This is a genomic window from Conexibacter stalactiti, assembly GCF_033542075.1.
In the GTDB taxonomy this organism is placed as follows: Bacteria; Actinomycetota; Thermoleophilia; order Solirubrobacterales; family Solirubrobacteraceae; genus Conexibacter; species Conexibacter stalactiti.
The window spans coordinates 1-21,492 of the sequence record NZ_JAWSTH010000108.1 but is presented as its reverse complement, the minus strand read 5'-3'; the positions used below and the strand labels follow the sequence as shown (position 1 = coordinate 21,492).

Below are 21,492 nucleotides of genomic sequence, written 5' to 3'. Positions count from 1 at the left end.
CGGTGGTGGCGGCGGTGCGCGCGGGGCGCCCGCGCTCGGGGGCCGTGAGCGGCAGCTGGTGGCGGCCGGGATGGCTCGCGACCAGCCGCGGCCGCGCCGTTGCGGCGCCGCGCAACCGCGCGCTCGCCCGTCGCGGGCCCGCGACGACACGCCAGCGGTAGACCGGGCGGCCGCGCTGGGAGCGGGTGGCGCCGGCGTCGAGCTGGATCGGCGTTCCCTGGAGCGCGCTCCCGCGCACGCGCGCGCCGACCAGCGGCGATCCGCGACCGATGCGCACCGTTCGCCGCACGATCTGCCGGCCGCCGTCGAAGCCGGTCGCGCGCACCACGACGCGGTTGGCACCGAAGCGCAGCCCATGCGTCGCACCGAGCTGGATGACCGTCCGTTGCCGGGCCCGGCGCAGCAGCGGCGTGCGCAGCGCACGGCCGTTGACGACGACCGTCGCACCGTCGAGGCGGCGCTGGACGCGCACGACCAGCCGCGCGCCTCCGCGGGCGCTGCGCGGGAGCGCGACCGTGACGAGCTTGGCGTTCGCGGCAGGCGCGGCGGCCGCAGGCGCGGCGGCCGCAGGCGCGCCGGCATCGGCGCGTGAGCCGCACGCGACCAGCAGAAGCACGAGCAGCAGCGAGCCCGCGACGGCACGGGACACCAAGTGCGACTTGACGTGTGACAGGGTGTGACGCATCGCGTCAATGTACGCCGAGCGCCGTCGCGCCGCAACTCGGACCGACGTCCAGCGGTAGGACCGTCACCGAGACCACAGCGGCTGTGGCTCAGATGACGGTCATCCGCTCAGGCGCGCTCGACGCTCGCGAGCAGCAGCCGCAGCGCGGCGACGACCTCGTCGCGGCGCGCGGCGGGGATCCCGGCGAGCAGCTCGCGCTCGGTCTCGAGCTGCGCGGGGAAGACGCGGTCGATCAACTCGGCGCCGGTGGGCGTTAGCGCGATCAGGGCGCCGCGGCCGTCGTCGGGGTCGGCCGCGCGCGCGACGAGACCACGTGCGGTCAGCGCCTTCAGGCGCTTGGTCGTGGCCGGAGCGGAGGCGAGCGAGACCGTCGTCAGGTCGCTCGGGCGCTGCGGACCGCCGGCGCGGCGCAGTGCGCTCAGCACGTCGAACTCGCCGCGCGTGAGGCCGTGCTGCGCCAGCGCCTCGTCGCTGCGCCGGATCGTCAGCGCCGCGGCCCGCAGCAGTCGGCCGACGATCGCGATCGGAGCGATCTCCAGCTCGGGCCGGATCGCGCGCCACTCGCGCTCGATCGTGTCGATCGGGTCGCGCGCCTCGGCCGCGTCGGTCGCGTCGTCGCCGGCGGCGGTGTCGCCGGGCTTCGCCGCCGTGTCTTCGGGCTTCGCGGACATCGCTCCACCCTAGCAACTAGTTCACTGGTAAACTACTTGCCCCCTCCATGTCGTCCACCCGCTTCGCACCGCTTCCCGCCCCGCGCCAGTTCCTCGCCCTCGGCCCGCACGCCGGCGCCCACCGCGTCGCGCTGCGCGCGGGGCTCTCGGTCGCGCTCCCGCTGCTGGCGCTGTACGCCACCGGCCACCTCGAGCTGAGCCTGTTCGCGACCTTCGGCGCCTTCACCGCGCTCTACGGCCGCGCCTCCGACCACCAGCCGCGCGCGCTGATGCAGCTGTCGGCCGCGGCCGTGCTGGTCGCCTGCGTCACGATCGGCACCGCCGTCGCCGTCTCACCCGCGCGCGACTGGCTGATCCTGCCGGTCGCCGCGATCGTCGCCGCCGCCGCGGTCGCCATCTCCGACGTCGCCCGCTGGCATCCGCCCGGCGCGCTCTTCCCCGTCTTCGCGCTGACCGCCTGCGCCGCCGTCCCGGGCGGCGCCGAGCGGATCCCGCTCGCCGCCGCGGTCGCCGCCGCCAGCGCCCTGATCGCGGTCGCGATCGGCGTCGCAGGGCTCGCCCGGCCGGCGCTGCGCCGGCGCGTGCGGACGCCGCTCACACCAACGAGAGCGGCCCGCGCCCACCCCCTCCCCGACATGCTCCGCTGCGCCACGGCCACGCTGCTCGCCGGCCTGATCCCGACGCTGCTCGGACTGGGCCACCCGTACTGGGCGATGGTCGGGGCGCTGGCCGCGCTCTCCGGCTCCGACGCGACCGCGCGGCTGGTGCGCGCCGGCCACCGCGCCGCCGGGACGCTGCTCGGCCTCGCGCTCGCCGCCGTGGTGCTGGCGCTGCCGCTGCCGACGCTCGCGACGATCCTCGTCGTCGTCGCGCTCCAGTACGTGGCGGAGCTGCTCGTCGGGCGCAACTACGCGCTCGCGCTGGTCGTCGTCACCCCGTTGGCGCTGCTGATGGTCGAGCTGGCGCATCCGGTCGGCAGCGCGACGCTGCTGCACGACCGCGGCGTCGAGACGCTGCTCGGCGTCGCGGTCGGCGTCGCCGTGACGCTGCTGAGCCCGCTCAGCGACAGGCGACCGTCCGCACCGCCGTCACCGGCGCGCTCTCTCTGAGGAACTCGAAGCCGGCCGAGACGTCGACGGTGCCGCCGCGCGGGCAGCGCCGCGCCTCTATGTAGCCGCGCCGTCTGCCCGTCCGCGGATCTCTCGCGGTCGCGCCGACGACCATTCTCACCGCCCGCAGCTCGACGAACCAGCCGTCGTTGATCTCCTGCAGCGTCGGCGGGAACGGCGCCGTCACGACGTGGCCGTATCTGCCGCGCGTGCGCGTCAGCGTCGCGCTGAACGCCTCCGAGACCAACGCCGGGTTCTCGGCGTAGACGTGCACGGTGACTGATCTGCCGCCCGGGCCGTTGAACAGCGTCACCGTCGCCGGCACGCCGAAGACACCGGCCGCCTCGACGTCAGCCCGACCGACGCCGCGGCCGATCCGCGAGCCCTTCGGGCGGCGGCGCGAGCGCCATCTCCATGCTGACGTCGAGCGGGGTTCCGGGTGGCGCTCCCAGCGGCGAGACGCCGCCGGCGATCGAGAGCGTCGTCGCCGCTGCGACAGGCGTGACGGCGAGCAGCGCCCCGGCGGCCGTGACGGCCGCGAGGCGACGAACGTTTCGCACGGATCCGGACATCTATCAACCATAAAGTAGATCGTCAAGTTCCAGGTTGCGGCGGCTCTCGGCGGCCGCTATGAACGCTCCGTGGAGGAGCGTGACGCCGGTCGCGGGCGGGCGCGGATCGCCCGCTACGTCGCGATCATCACCGACGGCAACGGCCGCTGGGCGCAGCAGCGCGGCCTGCCCGTGTGGGAAGGGCACCGCGCGGGCGCGGAGACCGTCCGCGCCTGCCTGCGCGACGCCGTCGAGCTGGGGATCGAGGAGCTGACGATCTACGCCTTCTCGACCGAGAACTGGGCCCGCTCCGACGACGAGGTCGGCGCGCTGATGGGGCTGATGACGCTCTACCTCGAACAGGAGACGCCGCGCCTGCACACCGAGGGGGTGCGCATCCGCGTGATCGGCCGCCGCAGCGCCCCGGTCCCCGCCGACGTGCTGCGCGCGATCGAATGGGCCGAGCAGCTGACCGCCGCCAACCGCCGCATCACGCTCTACATCCCCTTCAACTACGGCGGCCGGGCCGAGATCGTCGACGCCGCCCGCCGCTTCGCCGACGGCGGCGAGGAGGAGTTCCGCGCGCTGCTCTACGCGCCCGACATGCACGACCCCGAGGTCGTGATCCGCACCGGCGGCGAGCAGCGGCTGTCGAACTACCTGCTGTGGCAGCTGGCCGATGCGACGCTCGTCGTGCGGCCCGAGCTGTGGCCTGACTTCGACCGCGCCGCGCTGCAGGCGGCGGCGACCCTGCCGGGCCGCCGCTGAGCGCGCCGCGTCAGTGCGTCGAGGGCTCCGTCACGATCTCGGAGCGGTCGCCCGACCACAGCGTGTGGAAGGTCCCCTCCTTGTCGACGCGCTTGTAGGTGTGCGCGCCGAAGAAGTCGCGCTGGCCCTGCACGAGCGCGGCGGGCAGCCGCTCGGAGGCGAGCGAGTCGTAGTAGGCGAGCGCCGAGGAGAAGCCGGGCGCGGGGATGCCGGAGAGCGCCGCCGTCGCGACGATCCGCCGCCACGCCGCCTCGCCGTCGCGCACCGCGGCGGCGAAGTACGGGTCCTCCAGCAGCGTCGCCAGCTCCGGGTTCTGCGCGTACGCCTCGACGATGCGGTTGAGGAAGCGGGCGCGGATGATGCAGCCGCCGCGCCAGATCTTCGCGATGCTGCCGAGGTCGATCCGCCAGCCGTACTCCTGCGCGCCGGCGATGATCGCGTCGAAGCCCTGCGCGTAGGCGACGACCTTGGAGGCGTAGAGCGCGGCGCGCACGTCGTCCTCGAAGCCGTCGCCCGCCGGCTGCACCTGCGGGCGCGACTCGATCGTCGCCTGCACCGCGGCGCGCTGCTCCGGCTTGCTGGAGACGGCGCGCGCGAAGACGGCCTCGGCGATCCCGCCGACCGGCACGCCGAGCCCGACGGCGTTCTGCACCGTCCACACGCCGGTCCCCTTCGAGCCGGCCTGGTCGGTGATCACGTCGACGAGCGGCTTGCCGGTCTCGGCGTCCTTCTGCCGCAGCACCTCGGCGGTGATCTCGATCAGGTACGACTCGAGGTCGCCCTCGTTCCACGCCGCGAAGACCTCGGCGACGGCGTCGACATCATGGCCGCCGACGCGCCGCAGCAGGTCGTACGACTCCGCGATCAGCTGCATGTCGGCGTACTCGATGCCGTTGTGGATCATCTTCACGAAGTGACCGGCGCCGTCGGTGCCGACGTGCGTGACGCACGGCTCGCCCTCGGCGATCGCCGCGATCGAGGCGAGGATCGGCCCGAGCGTCGCGTATGCCTCGGCCGAGCCGCCCGGCATGATCGACGGCCCCTTCAGCGCGCCCTCCTCGCCGCCGGAGATGCCGGCGCCGACGAAGTTCAGCCCGCGCTCGCGCAGCTCGCGCTCGCGCCGGATCGTGTCGTGGAAGTTCGCGTTGCCGCCGTCGACGATGATGTCGCCCGCCTCGAACCGCTCCGCCAGCTGCTCGATCACCGCGTCGGTGCCCTTGCCCGCCTGCACCATCACGATCGCCGTGCGCGGCTTCGCGAGCGAAGCGACGAAGTCGTCGATGCTCTCGCTGGCGACGAAGCCGGCGTCGGGATGGTCGGCCAGCAGCGTGCGCGTGCGCTCGGGCGAGCGGTTGTAGACGGCGACCGTGTTGCCCTCGCGGCTGGCGAGGTTGCGCGCGAGGTTCGATCCCATCACGGCAAGGCCGACGACGCCGATGTTCGCGGACGATCTGCTCTGGCTCATCACTTCTCTTTCGTCATGGCGGGTCGACCTATCGTAGGGGCCGACCCGACGCGCGGTCCGTTGCGGGTGCGCCGTCGCTTGGATACGTTGGCGTTCACTCGACCAGGGGAGTTCCGCACGTGCACATTCCAGACGGCTACCTCAGCCCCGAGGTCGCGGTCGCGACGACAGTGGTCTCCGTCGCCGTCCTCGGTTTCGCGGCCCGGCGCGCGCCGAGTGAGCTCGACGAGCGGCGGCTGCCGCTGCTCGGCGTCACCGCTGCGTTCATCTTCGCCGTGCAGATGCTCAACTTCCCCGTCGCGCACGGGACCAGCGGCCATCTGCTCGGCGCGGCGCTCGCGGCCGCGCTGCTGGGACCGTGGCTCGGCTGCCTGACCGTGGCCGCCGTGCTGGCGGTGCAGGCGCTGCTGTTCGCCGACGGCGGGATCGCCGCGCTCGGCGCCAACGTGCTCAACATGGCCGTGATCGGGGCGCTGCTGACGGGGTGGCTGCTGGCGCGGACGAGATCGCTCACCGATCGCAGCCGCTCGCAGATGCTGGTTGTCGTCGCCGGCGCCGCCTGGCTCTCCGTGATGGCCGGCGCCGTCGCGACCGCAGTGGAGCTGGCCGCCTCCGGCACCGTCCCGCTCGCCGAGGTGCTGCCGGCGATGCTGGAGACGCACGCGCTGATCGGCGTCGGCGAGGCGCTGATCACGGTCGCCGCCGTCGCGCTCGTGCTGGTGCGCCCGCGCGCCTTCGTCGCCGCGGCGCTGGCCGTCTCGGTCGCGCTCGCGGTCGCGGTCGCGCCGTACGCCTCGGCGCAGCCCGACGGTCTCGAACGGGTCGCCATCGACCACGGCTTCGCCGGCAGCGGCCGGCTGCACGCCGTGCAGGAGCAGGCGCCCGCGCCCGACTACGCCGCGCCCGGGATCGACGACCCGCGCCTGGCGACCGCCGTCGCCGGCGCCGCCGGCACGCTGGCGCTGTTCGCGCTCGTGCTCGGTGCGGGCGCCGTGGTGCGGCGGCGGCAACCGCTGCCGAGCTAGGCGTCCCGCGGCTGGATCGGGCCGTCGGTGTCGCGCAGCGGCGCCGACGGACGCTGCGCGCGGGTGGCGACGATCTCGGCGAGGATCGAGATCGCCGTCTCCTCCGGCGTGCGCCCGCCGATGTCGAGCCCGCACGGCGCGTGGATCCGCGCGATCTCCGCGTCACTGACGCCGGCCTCACGCATCCGCTCGTTGCGCTCCGCCGTCGTGCGGCGACTGCCCAGCGCGCCGATGTAGCCGGCGCCGGTCGCCAGCGCGCTCCGCAATGCCGGCACGTCCAGCCGCGGATCGTGCGAGAAGACGAGGATCGCGTCGCGTGGGCCGAAGCTGCGACCGTCCAGCGCCCCGTCTGGCCAGCCGACGTGGACCGCCGCCGCGCGCGCGAACCGCGGCGCGCCCGCGAACTGCGCGCGGGGGTCGCTGATCGTGACCGCGTAGCCCAGCTCCTTCGCCAACGGCGCGAGTGCCGCCGAGAAGTCGATCGCGCCGAAGATCACCATCTGCGGCGGCGAGGCGAAGGAGCGCACGAAGACACGCAGCTCCGCCCCCAGCGTCGCGCCGTCGGCGCCGTAGGAGCGGATCGCCGTCACGCCCTGGTCCAGCAGTCCGCTGGCATCCCGTTCCATCGAGTGCCACAGCAGCCGCGGCCCCGTCCGATGACCGTGAAGTTGCTGCTGCTGAGCAACAGCAACTTCACGGGCATCCGGGATCACCGCGAGGGTGGCGCCGGCGGCGTCGCCATCCAGGACCGTCGCCAGGGCGGCGGGCACCCCAGCGCGAACGGCGGCGTAGGCGTCCGCCACGGCCGCGGCGTCACTGTCGCTCAACGCGTGGACGAAGACGTGGACGGTGCCGCCGCAGGTCAGGCCCGCGGTGCCGGCCAATTCATCCGATATCCCGTACGTGTGGACGGCCGCAGGACCGCCCGCCAGCACCGCCATCGCCTCGTGGACGACGGCCGACTCGACGCAGCCGCCGGTGATCGACCCTTCGATCGCGCCGTCGGCGGCGACGTACATCGCCGCGCCGACCGGCAGCGGCGCCGAGTCGGCGACCGCCACCAGGACCGCGCGTGCGACCTGCCGGCCCTCGGCCAGCCAGGCGCCGACGACGCCGGCCCGATCGCCGACGACGCTCAGCGCGCCGCCTCCTCCCCGGCCGCCTCGAGCACCAGGCGGACCTGGCGCTCGACGATCGGGGCGATCACCCGTTGGCCGGCGGCGCGCAGCGTGCCGGTGACGTGGACGCCGAGCTGCCAGGAGACGCGTGACGCGGCCGCGGAGTCGCCGGGCGCGATCTCCAGCAGCACGTCGAGGTCCACGCGCTGCTCGTCGGTGCGGCCCTCGACGCGGTAGCGCAAGGGGCCGTCGGCGGACGCCTCCGCGCTAGCCGCATCCGCGACGCCCGTGGACTCGAGCCGCTGCCACACCGTCCGCACGGGGATCTCGCCGAGCGCCAGCGCCGGGCGGATCGTGACGGCGAAGGAGCCCTCGGCCGGTCCGTCGGACCAGCCGAAGCGGTCGACGTTCGGCAGCGCGCGGCTGAGCGTCTCGGGGTCTTCGAGGACCGCGCGAACCGCGCCCGGCGCGGCGGCCAGCGCAACAGAGCCGGAGACGATCATCGCGACGTCACCGCGATCCCGCGGCCGCCGTCGGCGGCGCGCTCGTCGCCGTTGAGCAGCCGCCAGACGCGTTCGGTCGGGTTGTGCGAGTCGGTCACCACCGCACCAGTGTCGCGCAGCGCGTCCTGGAGTGCCGAGCAGACGGCGTGCAGCGGGGCGCCGCCGCCCTCGCCCATCCCCTTCGAGCCGGTCGGCGTGAACGGCGAGGGACAGGGCAGGTTGTCGGTCTTGAACATCGGCGTGTCCGGGCACGAGACGACGTGGTAGTCCCAGAAGGTGCCGTTGAGCAGCTGGCCGTCCTCGTCGTAGTCGAGCGTCTCCTGCAGCGCGGCGGCGATCCCGTGCGCGGCGGCGCCGTGGACCTGTCCCTCGACCACCTGCGGGTTGATCGGCGTGCCGCACTCGTCGACCGCGGAGTAGTCGAGGATTCTCGTCTGCCCGGTCTCCTCGTCGATCTCGACGACGCAGACGTGGATCTGACTGGCGTACGTCAGCGTCAGCGAGCCGCTCTTCGACTTCCAGTCGGGCACGCCGAACGGCGCGCGATACACGTGGCGGTGGTTGAGCGTGACGGCGTCGGCGACCTCGGGCGGCAGCGCGCCCTGGTTGGCGTAGACGTAGTTGGCGATCTCGGCGAAGGTCAGCGCGCGGTCCTCGTCGCCCTCGACCGAGACCGTCCCGCCGACCAGCAGCAGCTCGTCCGGGGTCGACTCCAGCACCGCGGCGGCGACCGTCAGCAGGTCGGCCTTGACGCGCTCGGCGGCGCCGAGCGCGGCGCCGATCCCCGTCACCGCGAACTGCGACGCGTAGGTGCCGGAGAAGGCGACGTAGGCGTTGCGGGCCGAGTCGGCGCCGGGGCGCACGAGCACCTCGCCGGGGGTGACGCCGAGCACGTCGGCGACGACCTGCGCCGTCGTCGTCTCGTGGCTCTGCCCCTGCGGCACCGTGCCGAGCGCGACCGAGATCTCGCCCTGCAGGTCGATCTTGCAGATCGCCGCCTCGCCGTTGCCGGAGAACGGCAGGTTCTTGTTGATGATGCGGGCCTGGCCGAAGTTCGAGGTGCCGGAGTCGAGCGTCGAGCCGATCCCGATCCCGATCCGCTTGCCGGTCCCCTCCGCGGCCTGTTGCGCCGCGCGCCATCTCGGCGCGTCGACCAGCTCGAGCGCACGGTCGAGCATCGCGTGGTAGTCGCCGGAGTCGTAGACGCAGCCGTTGGGCGTGGTGTACGGGAACTCGTCGCGGCGGATGTAGTTGCGCTTGCGCAGCTCGACCGGGTCGAATCTCAGCTCGGCCGCGACGAGGTCGACGATCCGCTCGACCAGCCACAGGTGCTGCAGGCGCGAGTAGCCGCGGTTGGGCCCGACCGGCGTCTTGTTCGTGACGACCGACTTGTAGTCGACCTGGAGGTGCTTGAAGCGGTAGCAGCCGGGCAGCACCTGGCTGAAGATCACGCCGCCGAGCGGCTCGTAGCGCATGAAGGCGCCGACGTCGTCGAAGGCGTTCGCCTTGAAGCCGAGGATCTCGCCGTCGGCCATCACCGGCACCTCGATGTCGAGGAAGGTGCGCTCGTTGCCGTGACAGGAGCCGATCAGGTGCTCGTGACGGTACTCGGTCCACTTCGCCGGCCGGCCGGCCTTGCGCGACAGCAGCGCCAGCGCCGTCAGGTACGTGTAGCTCGTCAGCTTGAGGCCGAAGGCGCCGCCGATGTCCTGCGATCTGAACATCAGCTGGTCGGAGCGGACGCCGAGCGCCGGCGCCATGAACAGCGCCGCGAACTGCGGCATCTGGTTGTTCGAGTCGATCTGGATCGTGCCGGTGCCGGGATCCCAGTTGACGACGGCGGCGTTGCACTCCAGCGGCGTCGAGGAGAAGCGGTGGAAGTGCAGCCGCGGGATTCTCACGACGTGGTCTGCGCGCTCGATCGCCCAGTCGACGTCGCCGAAGTCGTAGACGCCGTGCCAGCCGACGTTGGAACCCATCTCGGTGTGGACCCGCGGGCTCTCGTCGTCGGCGGCCTGCACCGCTTCGAGCACGTGCGGCAGGCGCGCGTACTCGACCTCGACGAGCGCGGCGGCGTCGCGTGCCAGCTCGCGTGACTCGGCCAGCACGGCCGCGACCGGCTCGCCCTGGTAGCGGACCTTGCCGACCGCCATCGCGAAGTCCTTCGCGCGGCCGCCCGGCTCCGGCGCGATCTGCGTGTAGCGGTCGGTCAGCTGCCGCACCTCCTCGCCGGTCAGCGTCGCGTAGACGCCCTCGACCGCGAGCGCCTTCGAGACGTCGACGTCGACGATCTCGGCGTGCGCGTACGGCGAGCGGACGAAGTGGACGTGGCCCATCCGGTGCATCCAGACGTCGTCGGCGAACTGGCCCTGGCCCTTCAGCAGGCGGCCGTCCTCCTTGCGCGGGATCGACTGCCCGACGCTCGCCGGGCGCGTCGCCGGCGACTGCCACGTCTCGATTCTGGTGGCGCTCATGCGGTGTGCCCGTCGTAGTCCTCGGGGAGCGTGCCGGCCACGTCCTGGACGGCGCGCACGATGTTGACGTAGCCGGTGCAGCGGCAGACGTTGCCCTTCAGCCCGCGGCGGATCTCGTCCTCGCCGGGCGCCTCCTGCTCTCTCAGCAACGCGGTCGCCGACATCAGCATCCCCGGCGTGCAGTAGCCGCACTGGAGCGCATGGTGGCGGGTGAACGACGCCTGCAGTCTGTCGGGCGGGCCGAGCGGCTCCGAGAGCGACTCGACCGTCTCGATCTCGCGCCCGTCGGCCTGCGCGGCGAGCTGCATGCAGCTCTTGACCGCCTTGCCGTCGACGATCACCGTGCAGGCGCCGCAGTTGCCGGAGTCGCAGCCGATGTGGGTGCCCTTCAGCCCCAGCGTCTCGCGCAGGTAGTGGACGAGCAGCTGGCGGCCGAGCACGACCGACTCGTGCCTCTCGCCGTTGACGACGACCTCGATCGGATGGGCGCTGTCGGACACGTCAAGCCTCCTTCGTGGTCGCCGCGGAGATGACCGCTCTGCGGGCCATCACGCGTGCCATCGCGGTGCGGTACTGGGCCGTCGCGTGGACGTCGGCCGGCGGGTCGAACGCCTCGCCGGCGAGCTTCGCGGCCGCGGCGATCGCGTCGCGCGTCGCGGGGCCGCCGATCAGCGCCGCCTCCATCGCCGGCTGGCGGACCGGCACCGGGCCGCAGCCGAGCGCGACGCGTGCGGCGGTGATCGTTCCGCTGCCGTTGCCGTCGCGGGACTGCACGCGCACGAGCGCGCTCGCGCGCGCGAGCGCCCACGAGTCGATCCCGACCTGCAGCGATTCGTAGCCGACCGCCTCACCGTCCGCCAGCGGCGGCAGCAGCACCTCGGTCAGCAGCTCGCCCGGCTCCAGCGCCGTCATGTACGGCGCGAGGTAGAACTGCTCCGCGGCGATCTCGCGCGTGCCGGCGGGGCCCTGCACGACCAGGCGCGCGTCGAGCGCGACCAGCAGCGGCGGGAAGTTCGAGGTCGGGTCGCCGAGGCAGACGTTGCCGCCGAGCGTGCCGCGGGCGCGCACCTGCCGGTCAACGATGCGAGAGGTCATAGCGGCGGTGACGGCATGCCGCTCGCGCACGAGGGCGTTGCCGGCCAGCTCGTCGTAGGTCAGCGCGGCGCCGAGCCGCAGCGTGCCGTCGGGCTCCTCGGCGACCTGGCGCAGCTCCTCCAGGCGCGAGACGTCGACGAGCGCGGCGGGATGGACGATCCGCAGCTTGAGCGCGTTGAGCAGCGTCTGCCCGCCGGCCAGCACGCGCGCGTTGCGCTCGGCCGCGAGCGCGTCGATCGCCTCCGCGACCGTCGCGGGGCGGATGTACTCCAGCTCCGGCAGCAGCACGGGCTACTCGCTCTCAGGCGTCGCGGCGGGCTCCGGGGCGGCCGGGGCGGGCGCGGCCGAGGCGCGCTCGGGCGCGGCCTCGACGACCTGGCCGGGCAGCGCGATCGCGGTGCTCGCCTGCGCCACGAGCGTGACGCGGTCGCCGGTCTCGACGCCCTCCGGCACGCGCGCGATGATCCGCACGCTGCGCTCGCCGACCTCGGCGTGGACGGCCGCCAGGCGGACCGCCTCCTGGTCGAGCCAGTTGCCCCACGGCAGCTGACGGCGCTTGAAGACCGGGCGGCGGACGGTCACCTCGGTGACGATCCCGCTGTCGGCGAGCGTGCGCGTCCAGTCGTTGGCGCCGCACTCGGGGCAGAGGATCCGCGGCGGGTAGGCGAGGTGGCCGCAGACCGAGCACTTGGGGACTGTGAAGGGTGCGCTCACCGGATCAGCCTCCGCGCCGTTCCAACACAGCCGCGTTGTGGCAGGCGCCGTGCGTGTAGAGGACCATGCCGTAGCCGGTCGCGAGCGCCAGCTCGGCGTCGGGGACCTGCCGCTCGCCGGCCGTGCCGCGCAGCTGCTGGACCGCCTCGGCGAGGCCGTGCATGCCGCCGGAGGCGCCGGCCTGACCGGCCGAGAGCTGGCCGCCGGAGGTGTTCACGGGCCACATCTCCTCGAGGATCGTCTTGTGCAGGTAGCGCTTGACGTCGTCGTCGGGGATCACCCCGAGGTCGGCGAGCTGGACCAGCACCATGACGGGATAGTCGTCGTAGATGTGCGCGCTGTCGAGGTCCTCGGGACGGGCGCCGGCCGCGGCCCACAGGTCGTCCCTGAACTGGGCGAAGCCGGAGTGGATCCCGTCGCCCTCCTGCTGGTCGTGGTTGTGCAGCGCGCGGATCGCGCGGACGCCGGCGTGCGGGCCCTTCAGTCTCGCGGCGCGCTCGGGCGTCGTGACGACGATCGCGTCGCCGCCGGAGACGATCGGGACGCAGTCGAAGCGCGTCAGCGGCGGGGCGATCGGGACCGACTCCATGTACTCGGCGAGCGTCATCGCTCTGCGGTAGACGGCGGCCGGGTTTCTGCCGGCCCACGCCCGCTGCGCCAGCGGGATGCAGCCGAAGTCCTCGCGCTCGAGCCCGTGCAGGCGGCCGTAGCGCTCGGTCAGAAAGGCGAAGAGGGCGTTGGGACCGTTCAGCGGCAGCGGCGCGAGGTAGTCGCGCGCGACGCGGTTGTAGCGATCGGTCATCAGGTGGAACTCGCGCTTCTCCATGCGGTCGCCGGCCGCCAGCACGATCGTCTCGGCGTCGCCGGCCTCGATCGCGCGGACGGCGTGCTGGAGCATGTTGATCGCGCTCGCGCCGCCGTTGGAGTCCTCCATCACCCAGCGCACGGTCATGCCGAGCTTCCAGGTCAGGTCGATCGCGTGGTCGGGCGCCAGCGAGAAGGAGGCGATCCCGAGGCCGTCGACCTCGTTCTTGTGGATCCCGGCGTCGGCGAGCGCCGCCACGACCGCCTCCGCGATGAACGTCTCCGTGCGCCGCTCGACGCCGGGATGGCGCTCGTAGACGGCCGAGCCCGCACCGACGATGACGGGTGCCGGGGCAGTCGTGACTCTCTCTCGTTCCACCATCTCGCCGAACCCTACCATGGCTTTGATCAAATGTCAGACTTGGCGTGACAGCTTCCGCCACCGTCTGGCTGCGACGGCGGCACGTCGAGCGCGGGGTTGCGGTCGAAGAAGCCCCACGGCTTCAGCTCGAAGCCGATCCGCGCGACCGGCATCACCGGCCAGTCCTCCGGTCGCGGCACGTGGTGGTGGTTCATCGTGTACCAGAGCACGACGTCCTCGTCGTCGAGCGAGCGGTCGGCCTGGACCCACGCGGGCAGCCCCTCGCCGCCGGGGTGCTGGTAGGGGTACTCGCCAGCCGGATAGCGCTCCGCGGCGTCGTGGCGCGTGACCCACAGGTGGTGCTCGACAAAGCCGGCGCGCTTGGTCAGCGCGGAGCCGGGCTGCGCGAACGGGACGGTGTTGTCGCCCGGGATCAGCTTGTACGCGACCGGCTCGCCGACGGCGTTGCGCGATGACGGGTTGGTCACCAGCCAGCCGCGCGCGCTCGCCGCGTCGAGCCGGCGGCGCGCCTCCAGCTCGCTGGCGAGCGTCCGCTTGACCGTCCGCCAGGCGTTGCCGTGCGGGTTCTCCGGCCCGGGCGGGACGGCCTCCGTGTGGACCTCGACGACGGCGTTGCCGGGCCCGTCGACGTCCATGTCGAGGCGGGCGCAGAAGACGTGCTGGTGGTTGATGCCGCCGAGGTTCGGCGCCAGCATCGCGCCGAACCGCGGCCGCTCCCCGTCGAGCAGCGCCTGCGTCGCGACGATCCCCGTCGCCTTCACCTCGGAGGCGATCACGCCGTCCTGATGCAGGTACCAGAAGAAGCCGTACTCGTAGTTGCCGACCGTCACGAAGCTGGAGACGACCAGCCGCCGGCCGCGCCGCACCTCGACCTCGCCGGTGCGGAAGTCGGTGTGCTTCCACAGCACGCCGTTGTCCTCCTCGTGCAGGCAGATCGCGTTCGGGATCGTCACGGCGCTGCCGTCGGAGGCGGCGTAGTGGCCGTCGAAGTAGCGGATCGCGCCGAGGCAGTCGCAGCCGAGCGTGAGCGCGTTCGTGAGCGTGCCGACGTTGAACTCGCCGATGTCGAGCGGCGACATGTAGAAGCGATCGGGATCGGCGTACGGCACGACCATCTCGGCGTAGGAGGCGCGGTGCAGCACCGGCCGCACGCGCTCGCCGTCCTCGTAGGCGACGTGGTGGAGCACGAGCCCCTCGCGCGGCGTGAAGCCGACGCGCAGCCGCCACTTCTGCCAGCGCACCTCGTGGCCCTCGACGGTGAACGACGGCCCGTCGGGCTGCGTGATGCGGATCTCGCGCACGTCGTCGCGCAGCGGGCCGACGCGGTCGGCGCGGTACTCGCCCTCCTCGGCCGGGAGCGGGACGGGATCGCGGTCCTCGAAGTGGACGAACTCCCCCGTGTCGACGTCGACCAGGCCGAAGACCCCTTGCAGCGGCCGCGCGTAGGCGTTGCCGCCGGGGCTCGGGCGCACGAACGCGAGGATGCGCGCGAGGCGGCGGCCGCCCTGCTCCTCCGGGAGGCCGTGGTAGCCGGCGGCGACCGGGTCGACGTCGACGATCGCGGGGTCCTCGACGCCGCGGCGCTCGAGCGCGGCGACGAACTGCGGCGCCGCGCGCACCGCCGCCTCGACGGCGAGGAACTCCTCCGCGGTCAGCTGCGCCTGCACGCCCTCCAGCTCGCGCCAGTCGGTCAGCGCGCCGGCGCCGAGGTCGACGAGCGCCTCGATCGTGCGCCTGCTCGCGGCGTCGCGCAGGACGACCTCGGCCCGACGCGGCGCGGTCGCGGCGTCGATCCCCTTCGCCGGCTCGCGCGGCGAGATCGAGACGAAGCGGACCGCCTCGCCGAGCGGGCGAGCGGCGCGCACGATCGCCGCCGCGGCCTCGATCTCGGCGGGCGTCAGCGGATCGAGCGGATGCGGGGTGGCGGGCGGCGCGGCGGCGGGCGGGGCGGGCGCGTGAGCGTGGTCCGAGCAGGTCATGCTCTTCAGAAGATCAACGAACTATCCATCTGTCAAGTTTGCCGATGGCGTCCTGTCCATCTGTCAAGTTCGCTTTCGACCAGCGGAACTTGACAGGTGGATAGTTTGCGGCGTAGCGTGATCGGCGTCCCGTTTGATCATTGATTCCGGCACACTCAGGAGAGGTCCGGGAGAGGGAGCGATGACCAGCACCACGCCATCCGGCCCGTTGCACGAGCCGACACCGGTCGTCTCCACCGCCGCCCCCGAGGCCGGCGGAAGCCGCCTCGCGCCCGGCTCGCTGACCGCGCCGCACATCGTCTTCATGGTGATCGCCGCCGCCGCGCCGATGGCGGTGATCGTCGCGATCGTGCCGATCGCCTTCGCGCTCGGCAACGGCCCCGGCACGCCCGGGATGTTCCTGATCGCGGCGCTGACGCTCGCGCTCTTCTCCGTCGGCTACACGCGGGCGATCCCTTACGTCCGCAACGCCGGCGCCTTCTACGCCTACATCACGCAGGGCCTCGGCCGGCCGGTCGGCCTCGTCGCCGCCTACACCGCGATGGTCTGTTACACCGCGCTCTCCGCCGCGACCTGCGGCGCGCTCGCCTTCTTCGCCGCCGACACCGCCGAGCGGCTGCTGGGGATCTCGCTGAGCTGGGAGGTGTGGGCCGCGCTCGCGATCGGCCTCACCGCCCTGCTCGGCTTCCGCCGCATCACGCTGACCGCGCGCGTGCTCGGCGTCGCGCTGCTGCTGGAGGTCGCCGTCCTGCTCGTGCTCGACGTCGCGATCCTGCTCGACCGCGGCCCCGGCGCCTTCTCGCTGGAGGTGTTCGCGCCGGGCAACGTCTTCGGCGGCGTCGTCGGCGTCGCGGTGATCTACGCCTTCTCCTCGTTCCTCGGTTTCGAGGGCACCGCGATCTACGCCGAGGAGGCGGCCGATCCGCAGCGCACCGTCCCGCGCGCGACCTACGCGGCGGTCGCCGTCGTCGGCATCTTCTACGTGCTGACGACGTGGGCGCTGCTGGCCGGCGCCGGCGTCGACCAGGCCGCCGCGACCGCGATGGAGGACCCCGGCGGCTTCGTCTTCGCGCTCAGCGACCAGTTCATCGGCTCGGCCTCGACCGACGTCCTCAACGTCCTGATCGTGACCAGCTCCTTCGCCGCCGTGCTCGCGTTCCACAACGCCGCCTCGCGCTACTTCTACGCGCTCGCGCGCGACGGCTTCCTGCCCTCCGCGCTGGCGAAGACCCACCCGCGCCACCAGTCGCCGTACGTCGCCGGGATGGTGCAGGTGACGGTGCTGGCGCTGATCGTCGCCGGCTTCGCGATCGCCGGCCTCGACCCGCTGACCAACCTCTCGACCGCGATGACGGGCTTTGGCGCCGTCGGCCTGATGGCGCTGCTGGCCGTCACCTCGCTCGCGGTGCTCGTCTTCTTCTGGCGCCGCGGCGAGCGCGGCTGGGCGGTCACCGTCGCGCCGGCGCTGGCGACCGCGGGCCTCGCCGCCGCGACCGTGCTGGCGCTCGTCAACTACCCCTCGCTGACCGGGAGCACCTCGAACGTGATCAACAACCTGCCGTGGCTGCACCTGCTCGTGATCGCCGCCGCGCTCGCGGTCGCCTTCTGGATGCGCGCCAATCGCCCCGCCAGATACGCCGCGATGGGCACGACCCGGGTCGACGGATGAGCGCGCCCGAGTCGCTCGCCGCGCGCCTCGACGCCGCCGCCGCGGCCGTGATGCCCGACGTGATCGCCTGGCGCCGCCACCTCCACGCCCACCCCGAGCTGTCGTACGAGGAGCACGAGACGTCGGCCTTCATCCGCGCGCGGCTGGAGGCGATCGGCGGCTTCGAGATCTCGCGGCCGACGCCGACGAGCGTGCTGGCGGAGCTGCGCGGCGGGCGGCCGGGGCCGACGCTGGCGATCCGCTCCGATCACGACGCGCTGCCGATCGAGGAGGCGACCGGGCTGCCATTCGCCTCGACGCGGCCGGGCGTGATGCACGCCTGCGGACACGACGGCCACACCGCGATCGCGCTCGGCGCCGCGACGGTGCTGGCGGGGGTCGCCTCCGAGCTGCCCGGCGCGGTGCGGTTCCTCTTCGAGCACGGTGAGGAGGCGCTGCCGGGCGGTGCCTCGCAGCTCGTCGCCGCCGGCGCGATGGAGGGCGTCGACCGCGTCATCGGCCTGCACCTGTGGGCGCTCGACGAGGTCGGCACGGTCGCGATCCGGCCGGGGCGCGTGATGGCCGCCTGCGATGTCTTCCGCATCGTCGTGCGCGGTCGCGGCGGCCACATCGGCGTGCCGCAGAACGCCCTCGACCCGGTCGCGATCGGCGCGCAGATCGTCACCAACCTGCAGCACATCGTCGCACGCGAGGTCGATCCGCAGGAGATCGCGATCGTCGGCGTGACCGAGTTCCACGCCGGCGACTCGGTCGGCGTGATCCCCGACACGGCGGAGCTGACCGGCGGCGCGAACATGTTCTCGCCGGCCGTGCAGGATCTGATCGAACGGCGCATCGGCGAGATCGCGCGCGGGATCTGCGCCGCGCACGGCGCGACGTGCGACTACGAGTACACGCGCGGCTACGCGGCCGTCGTCAACGATGCGGCGACGACTGCGGTGGTGGAGCGAACGGCGCGGGCGCTGTTCGGCGACGAGGCGGTCGGGCCGGGCGAGCTGGTGCTGGCCGGCGAGGACTTCTCGGCGCTGCAGGCGTGCGCGCCGGGGACGTTCGTGCTGCTCGGCGCGCGCAACGCGGCGCGCGGGATCGCCCACGACCACCACCATCCGCGGTTCGACGTCGACGAGGACGCCTTCCCGCTGGGCGTGCGGCTGTTCGCGCACGCGGCGGTGGCGCTGCTGAGCGCAGGCGGCGCGGGCGGCGCGGGCGCGGCGGGCACGTGAGCCCGCTGGCGCACGTCGGGCCGCTGCCGGTCGAGGAGTTCGCGTACGCGGCGCCCGCGCTGCTGCTGGCGCTGCCGCTGCTGCGCGCGCGTCTGCGCGAGCGGCGGGTACTCTGGGCGCGATGGCCGAGCCGCACGGAGACGCGACGACCCGTCCGCCGTACGCCGAAGGGCGCGACGCGCTGCTCGACGCCGCCGCCCGCGTCGTCGCGCGCGACGGCTTCCGCGGACTGACGTACCGCTCCGTCGCGCAGGAGGCCGGCACCACCCACGGCCTCGTCTCCTACCACTTCAGATCGCGCGACCGGCTGATCCACGAGACGGCGATGAAGGCCCGTCGCGAAGCGATCGAGGGCTCCGCGCTGGAGCCGGCCAGCGGCCGCGTCGAGGAGTTCGCCGACCACCTGTCGAGGCTCGCGACCGAAGCCCCCGAGGGGCAGGTCTTCCAGTTCGAGCTGGCGCTGGAGGCCCGCCGCCGCGCGGAGCTGGAGCCGGAGGTGCGCGCGCTCTACGAGGAGTACTACGCCGTCACCGCGAGGGCGCTGAGCGCGATCGGCGTCGCCGACCCCTCCCCCGCGCTCGTGCGGCTCGTCTTCGCCGCGCTCGACGGCCTCACGCTCCAGCAGCTGATCTTCGACAGACCGGCCGACACCGAGGCCGCGGTCGCGGAGCTGCAGACGCTGCTGCGGGGGCTGGCCCCCTAGGAGTCGCGTCTGGAGAGGCCGGCGAGCAGCTCACCGGGCTCGACGTCGAGCGCGTCGGCGAGCTTCACGAGCGTCAGGATCTTCGGCTCGCGCGTGCCGCGCTCCATCTTGCTGATCTCACCCGAGGTCGCGCCGCTGACGTGACCGAGCTGCTCCTGCGTCAGCCCGCGCCTGATCCGCGTCGCGCGCAGGTTGGCCGCGAACGGCCCCAGCTCGGCTGACGAGAGTCTTCCCACCAGTGAGATCCTGCTGGTGGTTTCCCACTTTCTCAATGCATTGAGCCACTAGCGGCATGGCACCAGTTGTGGAGTGCGCGGAATGCCGCGCGGGGCGAGCGGTCGTCGCGTTACTCCACCACCTCGTGGAATGGCGCCAGCGCGCGGCGGTCGATCGTCAGTCTCAGCACGTCGAAGCGGTTGTAGTGGCCGGCGACGTCGTGGAAGAGGCGGCCGTCGACCGTGGCGGAGGGGTCGCAGTCGGCATAGACGATCCCCGGCTCGTCGCGCAGCGAGGCGATCCAGTCGCCGTCGGGGCCGATCACGCCGGAGATGCAGTTCCACACGTCCGGCAGGTACTCGACCTCGAGCCGCTCGCACAGCTCAGGCGTGCCGAACTCCTGGCTGACGACGTTGTAGAGCCGGCCCTCGTAGGCGTGCGCGGCGGCCGGCAGGTAGACGTCGTTGGTGTTCTCGTGGGCGCCGCCGAGCGGCGCGCACGAGGGGAAGTTGGCGACGTGAACCCGCTCGCCCTGCGCCAGCAGCGCGTAGCGCGCGAGCGTGTTGACGTTCTCGCCGCAGTTGAGCGTGCCGAGCGGGCCGTGCGGGGTCGGGAAGACCGACAGCGTCGAGCCGTCGCCGCCGGTCCAGATCGCCCGCTCGGTCCAGGTCGGGACGAGCTTGCGGTGCTTGCCGAGGTAGCCCTCGGGGCCGAAGACGAGGTTGGTGTTGTAGAGCGTGCCGACGCGGCCGGGGTCGCGCTCGGTGACGCCGACGACCGCTGTCACGCCGGCGTCGATCGCCGCCCGCTCAAGCGCGCTGACCGACGGCCCCGGCACCTCGACCGCCTCGTCGTGCAGCCGCCGGTGCCAGCGCGCGCCGTCGCGCAGCGCGCGCGTGAAGATCCAGTACGGGAAGCCGGGCACGAACGACTCCGGCAGCGCGACCAGCTGCGCGCCGCCGCGGCCGGCCTCCGCGATCAGCGCGCAGGCCTTCTCGGTCGAGCCGGCGCGGTCGAGCCAGACGCTCGACTCCTGCACGGCGGCGGCGCGGAACGGCGGGGGCGTGGTCACGAGGGGCTCCTGTCGGCAAGGGAACGATTGATCGCGAAGCCGCCCAGCTCGGCCTCCAGCAGCGCGGCGGCGGCGAGCGCGAGGTCATCGCGGAAGGCCGGCGCGGCGACCTGCACCGCCAGCGGCAGCCCCGCCTCCCGCGCGACCGGGACCGCCGCGCTCGGCAGCCCGGCGACGGCGTTGACGTGGACGTATTCGAACGCCGCGTAGTGGAGGTAGTCCTCCTGCGCGATGCCGGCCGGAGGCGTGCCGTGCAGCGGCGCAGGGCCGGCGACGACGGGGCTGATCACGACGTCGTACGCGGCGGCCGTCGCGCGAACCTGCGCGCGGAAGGCGTGGATCTCGCGCAGGAGGGCGAAGTACGCGCCGGCGGTTGTGCCGGGTGCGCCGCGATCTGTGTCAGCTGCGCCGCGGTTTGTGTCAGATGCGCCGCGGTTGGTGTCAAGAGAGCCGCGATCAGCGTCACCCGCGCCGCGATCTGCGCCGGGCGCACCGGCCGCCGCGTCGAGCAGCGCCTGGAACTGCCAGTGGTGACGGCCCGCGCCGGCGACGGCTGCGCGCATGCCGGCGCCGCCGTCGGCGCCCGCGGCGGCGAAGAACAGCTCGGTCGCGCTGCGGCCACCGGGCGCGACCGGCGGCGCGATCTGCTCGACCTCGCAGCCGGCGCGGGCGAACGCCTCGACCGCGGCGCGCACGGCGGCGCGCGTGCCGGGCGTCGTCGCGGGGACGGCGGGATGGTCGTCGTAGAAGGCGACGCGCAGGGCGGTCGGGTCGACGGCGCGCCAGTCGCGCAGCGGCACGTCGACGGCGTAGGGATCGATCCCGTCGGCGCCGGCGAGCACCGCCAGCAGCAGGCCGAGGTCCTCGACGTGGCGCGCCATCGGGCCGACGCAGGTGAAGTCGAGCGTGCCGGCGGCGCGCGTCGGCGGCCAGAGGCCGGTCTCGGCGGTGCGGCCGGTCGTCGGGCGCAGGCCGACGGTGCCGCAGTAGTGCGACGGCACGCGGATCGAGCCGCCGCCGTCGGTGCCGAGGCCGGCGATCGACGCGTCGGCGCCGAGCAGCGCTCCCTCGCCGCCGCTCGAGCCGCCGGGCGTGCGGTCGAGGTCGAGCGGGTTGCGCGTCAGCCCGTGGACGACGTTGTCGGTCTCGAACGAGCTGCACAGCTCCGGCACGTTGGTCTTCAGCAGCGGGATCGCGCCGGCCGCGCGCAGCCGCGCGACCGTCGTGGCGTCGCGCGTCGCGGCGGCCGCGCCGGCGCGCGCGAGC

At 73.5% G+C, this 21,492-nt stretch carries 21 protein-coding genes and 1 pseudogene; 6 read left to right on the top strand and 16 right to left on the bottom strand.

The window, feature by feature from the left end; genetic code table 11:
- A pseudogene (locus R7226_RS26345) lies at positions 1-649 on the bottom strand (hypothetical protein); the annotation flags it as partial.
- A gap of 143 nt (positions 650-792) precedes the next feature.
- Positions 793-1,356: a MarR family winged helix-turn-helix transcriptional regulator gene (locus R7226_RS26340; RefSeq protein ID WP_318600368.1), complete on the bottom strand. Its 564-nt coding sequence runs from the start codon at positions 1,354-1,356 to the stop codon at positions 793-795.
- Positions 1,357-1,403: 47 nt separating this feature from the next.
- On the opposite strand from R7226_RS26340, the gene R7226_RS26335 reads away from it, so the two are divergent.
- Positions 1,404-2,465: an FUSC family protein gene (locus R7226_RS26335; RefSeq protein ID WP_318600367.1), complete on the top strand. Its 1,062-nt coding sequence runs from the start codon at positions 1,404-1,406 to the stop codon at positions 2,463-2,465.
- Here R7226_RS26335 and R7226_RS26330 read toward each other — a convergent pair.
- Both R7226_RS26330 and R7226_RS26325 read right to left on the bottom strand, forming a co-directional pair.
- Positions 2,416-2,790, bottom strand: coding sequence for a hypothetical protein (locus R7226_RS26330; protein ID WP_318600366.1), 375 nt, complete (start codon positions 2,788-2,790; stop codon positions 2,416-2,418). The two genes, R7226_RS26335 and R7226_RS26330, sit on opposite strands and share 50 nt — an antisense overlap.
- A gap of 25 nt (positions 2,791-2,815) precedes the next feature.
- Positions 2,816-3,037 carry a hypothetical protein gene (locus tag R7226_RS26325; protein WP_318600365.1) on the bottom strand — a complete coding sequence of 74 codons (222 nt, stop codon included), beginning with the start codon at positions 3,035-3,037 and terminating at the stop codon, positions 2,816-2,818.
- 69 nt (positions 3,038-3,106) lie between these two features.
- Between R7226_RS26325 and uppS the strand changes: the two genes are divergently transcribed.
- Positions 3,107-3,784 (top strand): polyprenyl diphosphate synthase, encoded by a 678-nt coding sequence (gene uppS / locus R7226_RS26320; RefSeq protein WP_318600364.1) that lies wholly within the window; start codon positions 3,107-3,109, stop codon positions 3,782-3,784.
- Positions 3,785-3,794: 10 nt separating this feature from the next.
- Here the strand turns inward: uppS and gndA are convergent, their stop codons facing one another.
- A complete protein-coding gene (gene gndA / locus R7226_RS26315; RefSeq protein ID WP_318600363.1) occupies positions 3,795-5,249 on the bottom strand; it encodes an NADP-dependent phosphogluconate dehydrogenase in 1,455 nt (484 codons plus the stop codon).
- Between the two features lie 119 nt (positions 5,250-5,368).
- On the opposite strand from gndA, the gene R7226_RS26310 reads away from it, so the two are divergent.
- On the top strand, positions 5,369-6,274 hold the full coding sequence (locus R7226_RS26310; RefSeq protein ID WP_318600362.1) for an energy-coupling factor ABC transporter permease: 906 nt from the start codon (positions 5,369-5,371) through the stop codon (positions 6,272-6,274).
- Here R7226_RS26310 and R7226_RS26305 read toward each other — a convergent pair.
- The 8 genes from R7226_RS26305 to R7226_RS26270 all read right to left on the bottom strand — a co-directional run bounded on the left by R7226_RS26305 (position 6,271) and on the right by R7226_RS26270 (position 15,343).
- The gene (locus R7226_RS26305; RefSeq protein WP_404827904.1) at positions 6,271-7,335 is read right to left on the bottom strand and encodes an XdhC family protein; all 1,065 of its coding nucleotides are present in this window, start codon (positions 7,333-7,335) and stop codon (positions 6,271-6,273) included. The two genes, R7226_RS26310 and R7226_RS26305, sit on opposite strands and share 4 nt — an antisense overlap.
- A 74-nt stretch (positions 7,336-7,409) precedes the next feature.
- The gene (locus R7226_RS26300; RefSeq protein ID WP_318600361.1) at positions 7,410-7,895 is read right to left on the bottom strand and encodes an SRPBCC domain-containing protein; all 486 of its coding nucleotides are present in this window, start codon (positions 7,893-7,895) and stop codon (positions 7,410-7,412) included.
- Positions 7,892-10,369, bottom strand: a complete 2,478-nt coding sequence (locus R7226_RS26295) for a xanthine dehydrogenase family protein molybdopterin-binding subunit (protein WP_318600360.1) — start codon at positions 10,367-10,369, stop codon at positions 7,892-7,894. The genes R7226_RS26300 and R7226_RS26295 overlap by 4 nt, the downstream gene beginning before the upstream one ends.
- Positions 10,366-10,869, bottom strand: coding sequence for a (2Fe-2S)-binding protein (locus tag R7226_RS26290; protein WP_318600359.1), 504 nt, complete (start codon positions 10,867-10,869; stop codon positions 10,366-10,368). The genes R7226_RS26295 and R7226_RS26290 overlap by 4 nt, the downstream gene beginning before the upstream one ends.
- A gap of 1 nt (position 10,870) precedes the next feature.
- A complete protein-coding gene (locus R7226_RS26285; RefSeq protein WP_318600358.1) occupies positions 10,871-11,752 on the bottom strand; it encodes an FAD binding domain-containing protein in 882 nt (293 codons plus the stop codon).
- Between the two features lie 3 nt (positions 11,753-11,755).
- Entirely contained in the window at positions 11,756-12,178 is a 423-nt protein-coding gene (locus R7226_RS26280; protein ID WP_318600357.1) for a Zn-ribbon domain-containing OB-fold protein, read from the bottom strand.
- Between the two features lie 4 nt (positions 12,179-12,182).
- Positions 12,183-13,364, bottom strand: a complete 1,182-nt coding sequence (locus tag R7226_RS26275; RefSeq protein WP_318600356.1) for a thiolase family protein — start codon at positions 13,362-13,364, stop codon at positions 12,183-12,185.
- Between the two features lie 26 nt (positions 13,365-13,390).
- On the bottom strand, positions 13,391-15,343 hold the full coding sequence (locus tag R7226_RS26270; RefSeq protein WP_318600355.1) for a primary-amine oxidase: 1,953 nt from the start codon (positions 15,341-15,343) through the stop codon (positions 13,391-13,393).
- A gap of 181 nt (positions 15,344-15,524) precedes the next feature.
- Between R7226_RS26270 and R7226_RS26265 the strand changes: the two genes are divergently transcribed.
- The 3 genes from R7226_RS26265 to R7226_RS26255 all read left to right on the top strand — a co-directional run bounded on the left by R7226_RS26265 (position 15,525) and on the right by R7226_RS26255 (position 18,938).
- A complete protein-coding gene (locus R7226_RS26265) occupies positions 15,525-17,012 on the top strand; it encodes an APC family permease (protein WP_318600354.1) in 1,488 nt (495 codons plus the stop codon).
- Positions 17,009-18,235, top strand: coding sequence for an amidohydrolase (locus R7226_RS26260; RefSeq protein ID WP_318600353.1), 1,227 nt, complete (start codon positions 17,009-17,011; stop codon positions 18,233-18,235). Before R7226_RS26265 ends, R7226_RS26260 begins: the two co-directional genes overlap by 4 nt.
- 121 nt (positions 18,236-18,356) lie before the next feature.
- Positions 18,357-18,938: a TetR/AcrR family transcriptional regulator gene (locus tag R7226_RS26255; RefSeq protein ID WP_318600352.1), complete on the top strand. Its 582-nt coding sequence runs from the start codon at positions 18,357-18,359 to the stop codon at positions 18,936-18,938.
- Here the strand turns inward: R7226_RS26255 and R7226_RS26250 are convergent.
- From R7226_RS26250 to R7226_RS26240, 3 genes are all read right to left on the bottom strand, one after another.
- Positions 18,935-19,174, bottom strand: a complete 240-nt coding sequence (locus R7226_RS26250) for a helix-turn-helix domain-containing protein (RefSeq protein ID WP_318600351.1) — start codon at positions 19,172-19,174, stop codon at positions 18,935-18,937. The genes R7226_RS26255 and R7226_RS26250 overlap by 4 nt on opposite strands.
- A 110-nt stretch (positions 19,175-19,284) precedes the next feature.
- Positions 19,285-20,226, bottom strand: coding sequence for a carbon-nitrogen hydrolase family protein (locus R7226_RS26245; protein WP_318600350.1), 942 nt, complete (start codon positions 20,224-20,226; stop codon positions 19,285-19,287).
- On the bottom strand, positions 20,223-21,492 hold a 1,270-nt coding region (locus R7226_RS26240), incomplete at its 5' end, for an amidase (protein ID WP_318600349.1). The genes R7226_RS26240 and R7226_RS26245, both read right to left, overlap by 4 nt.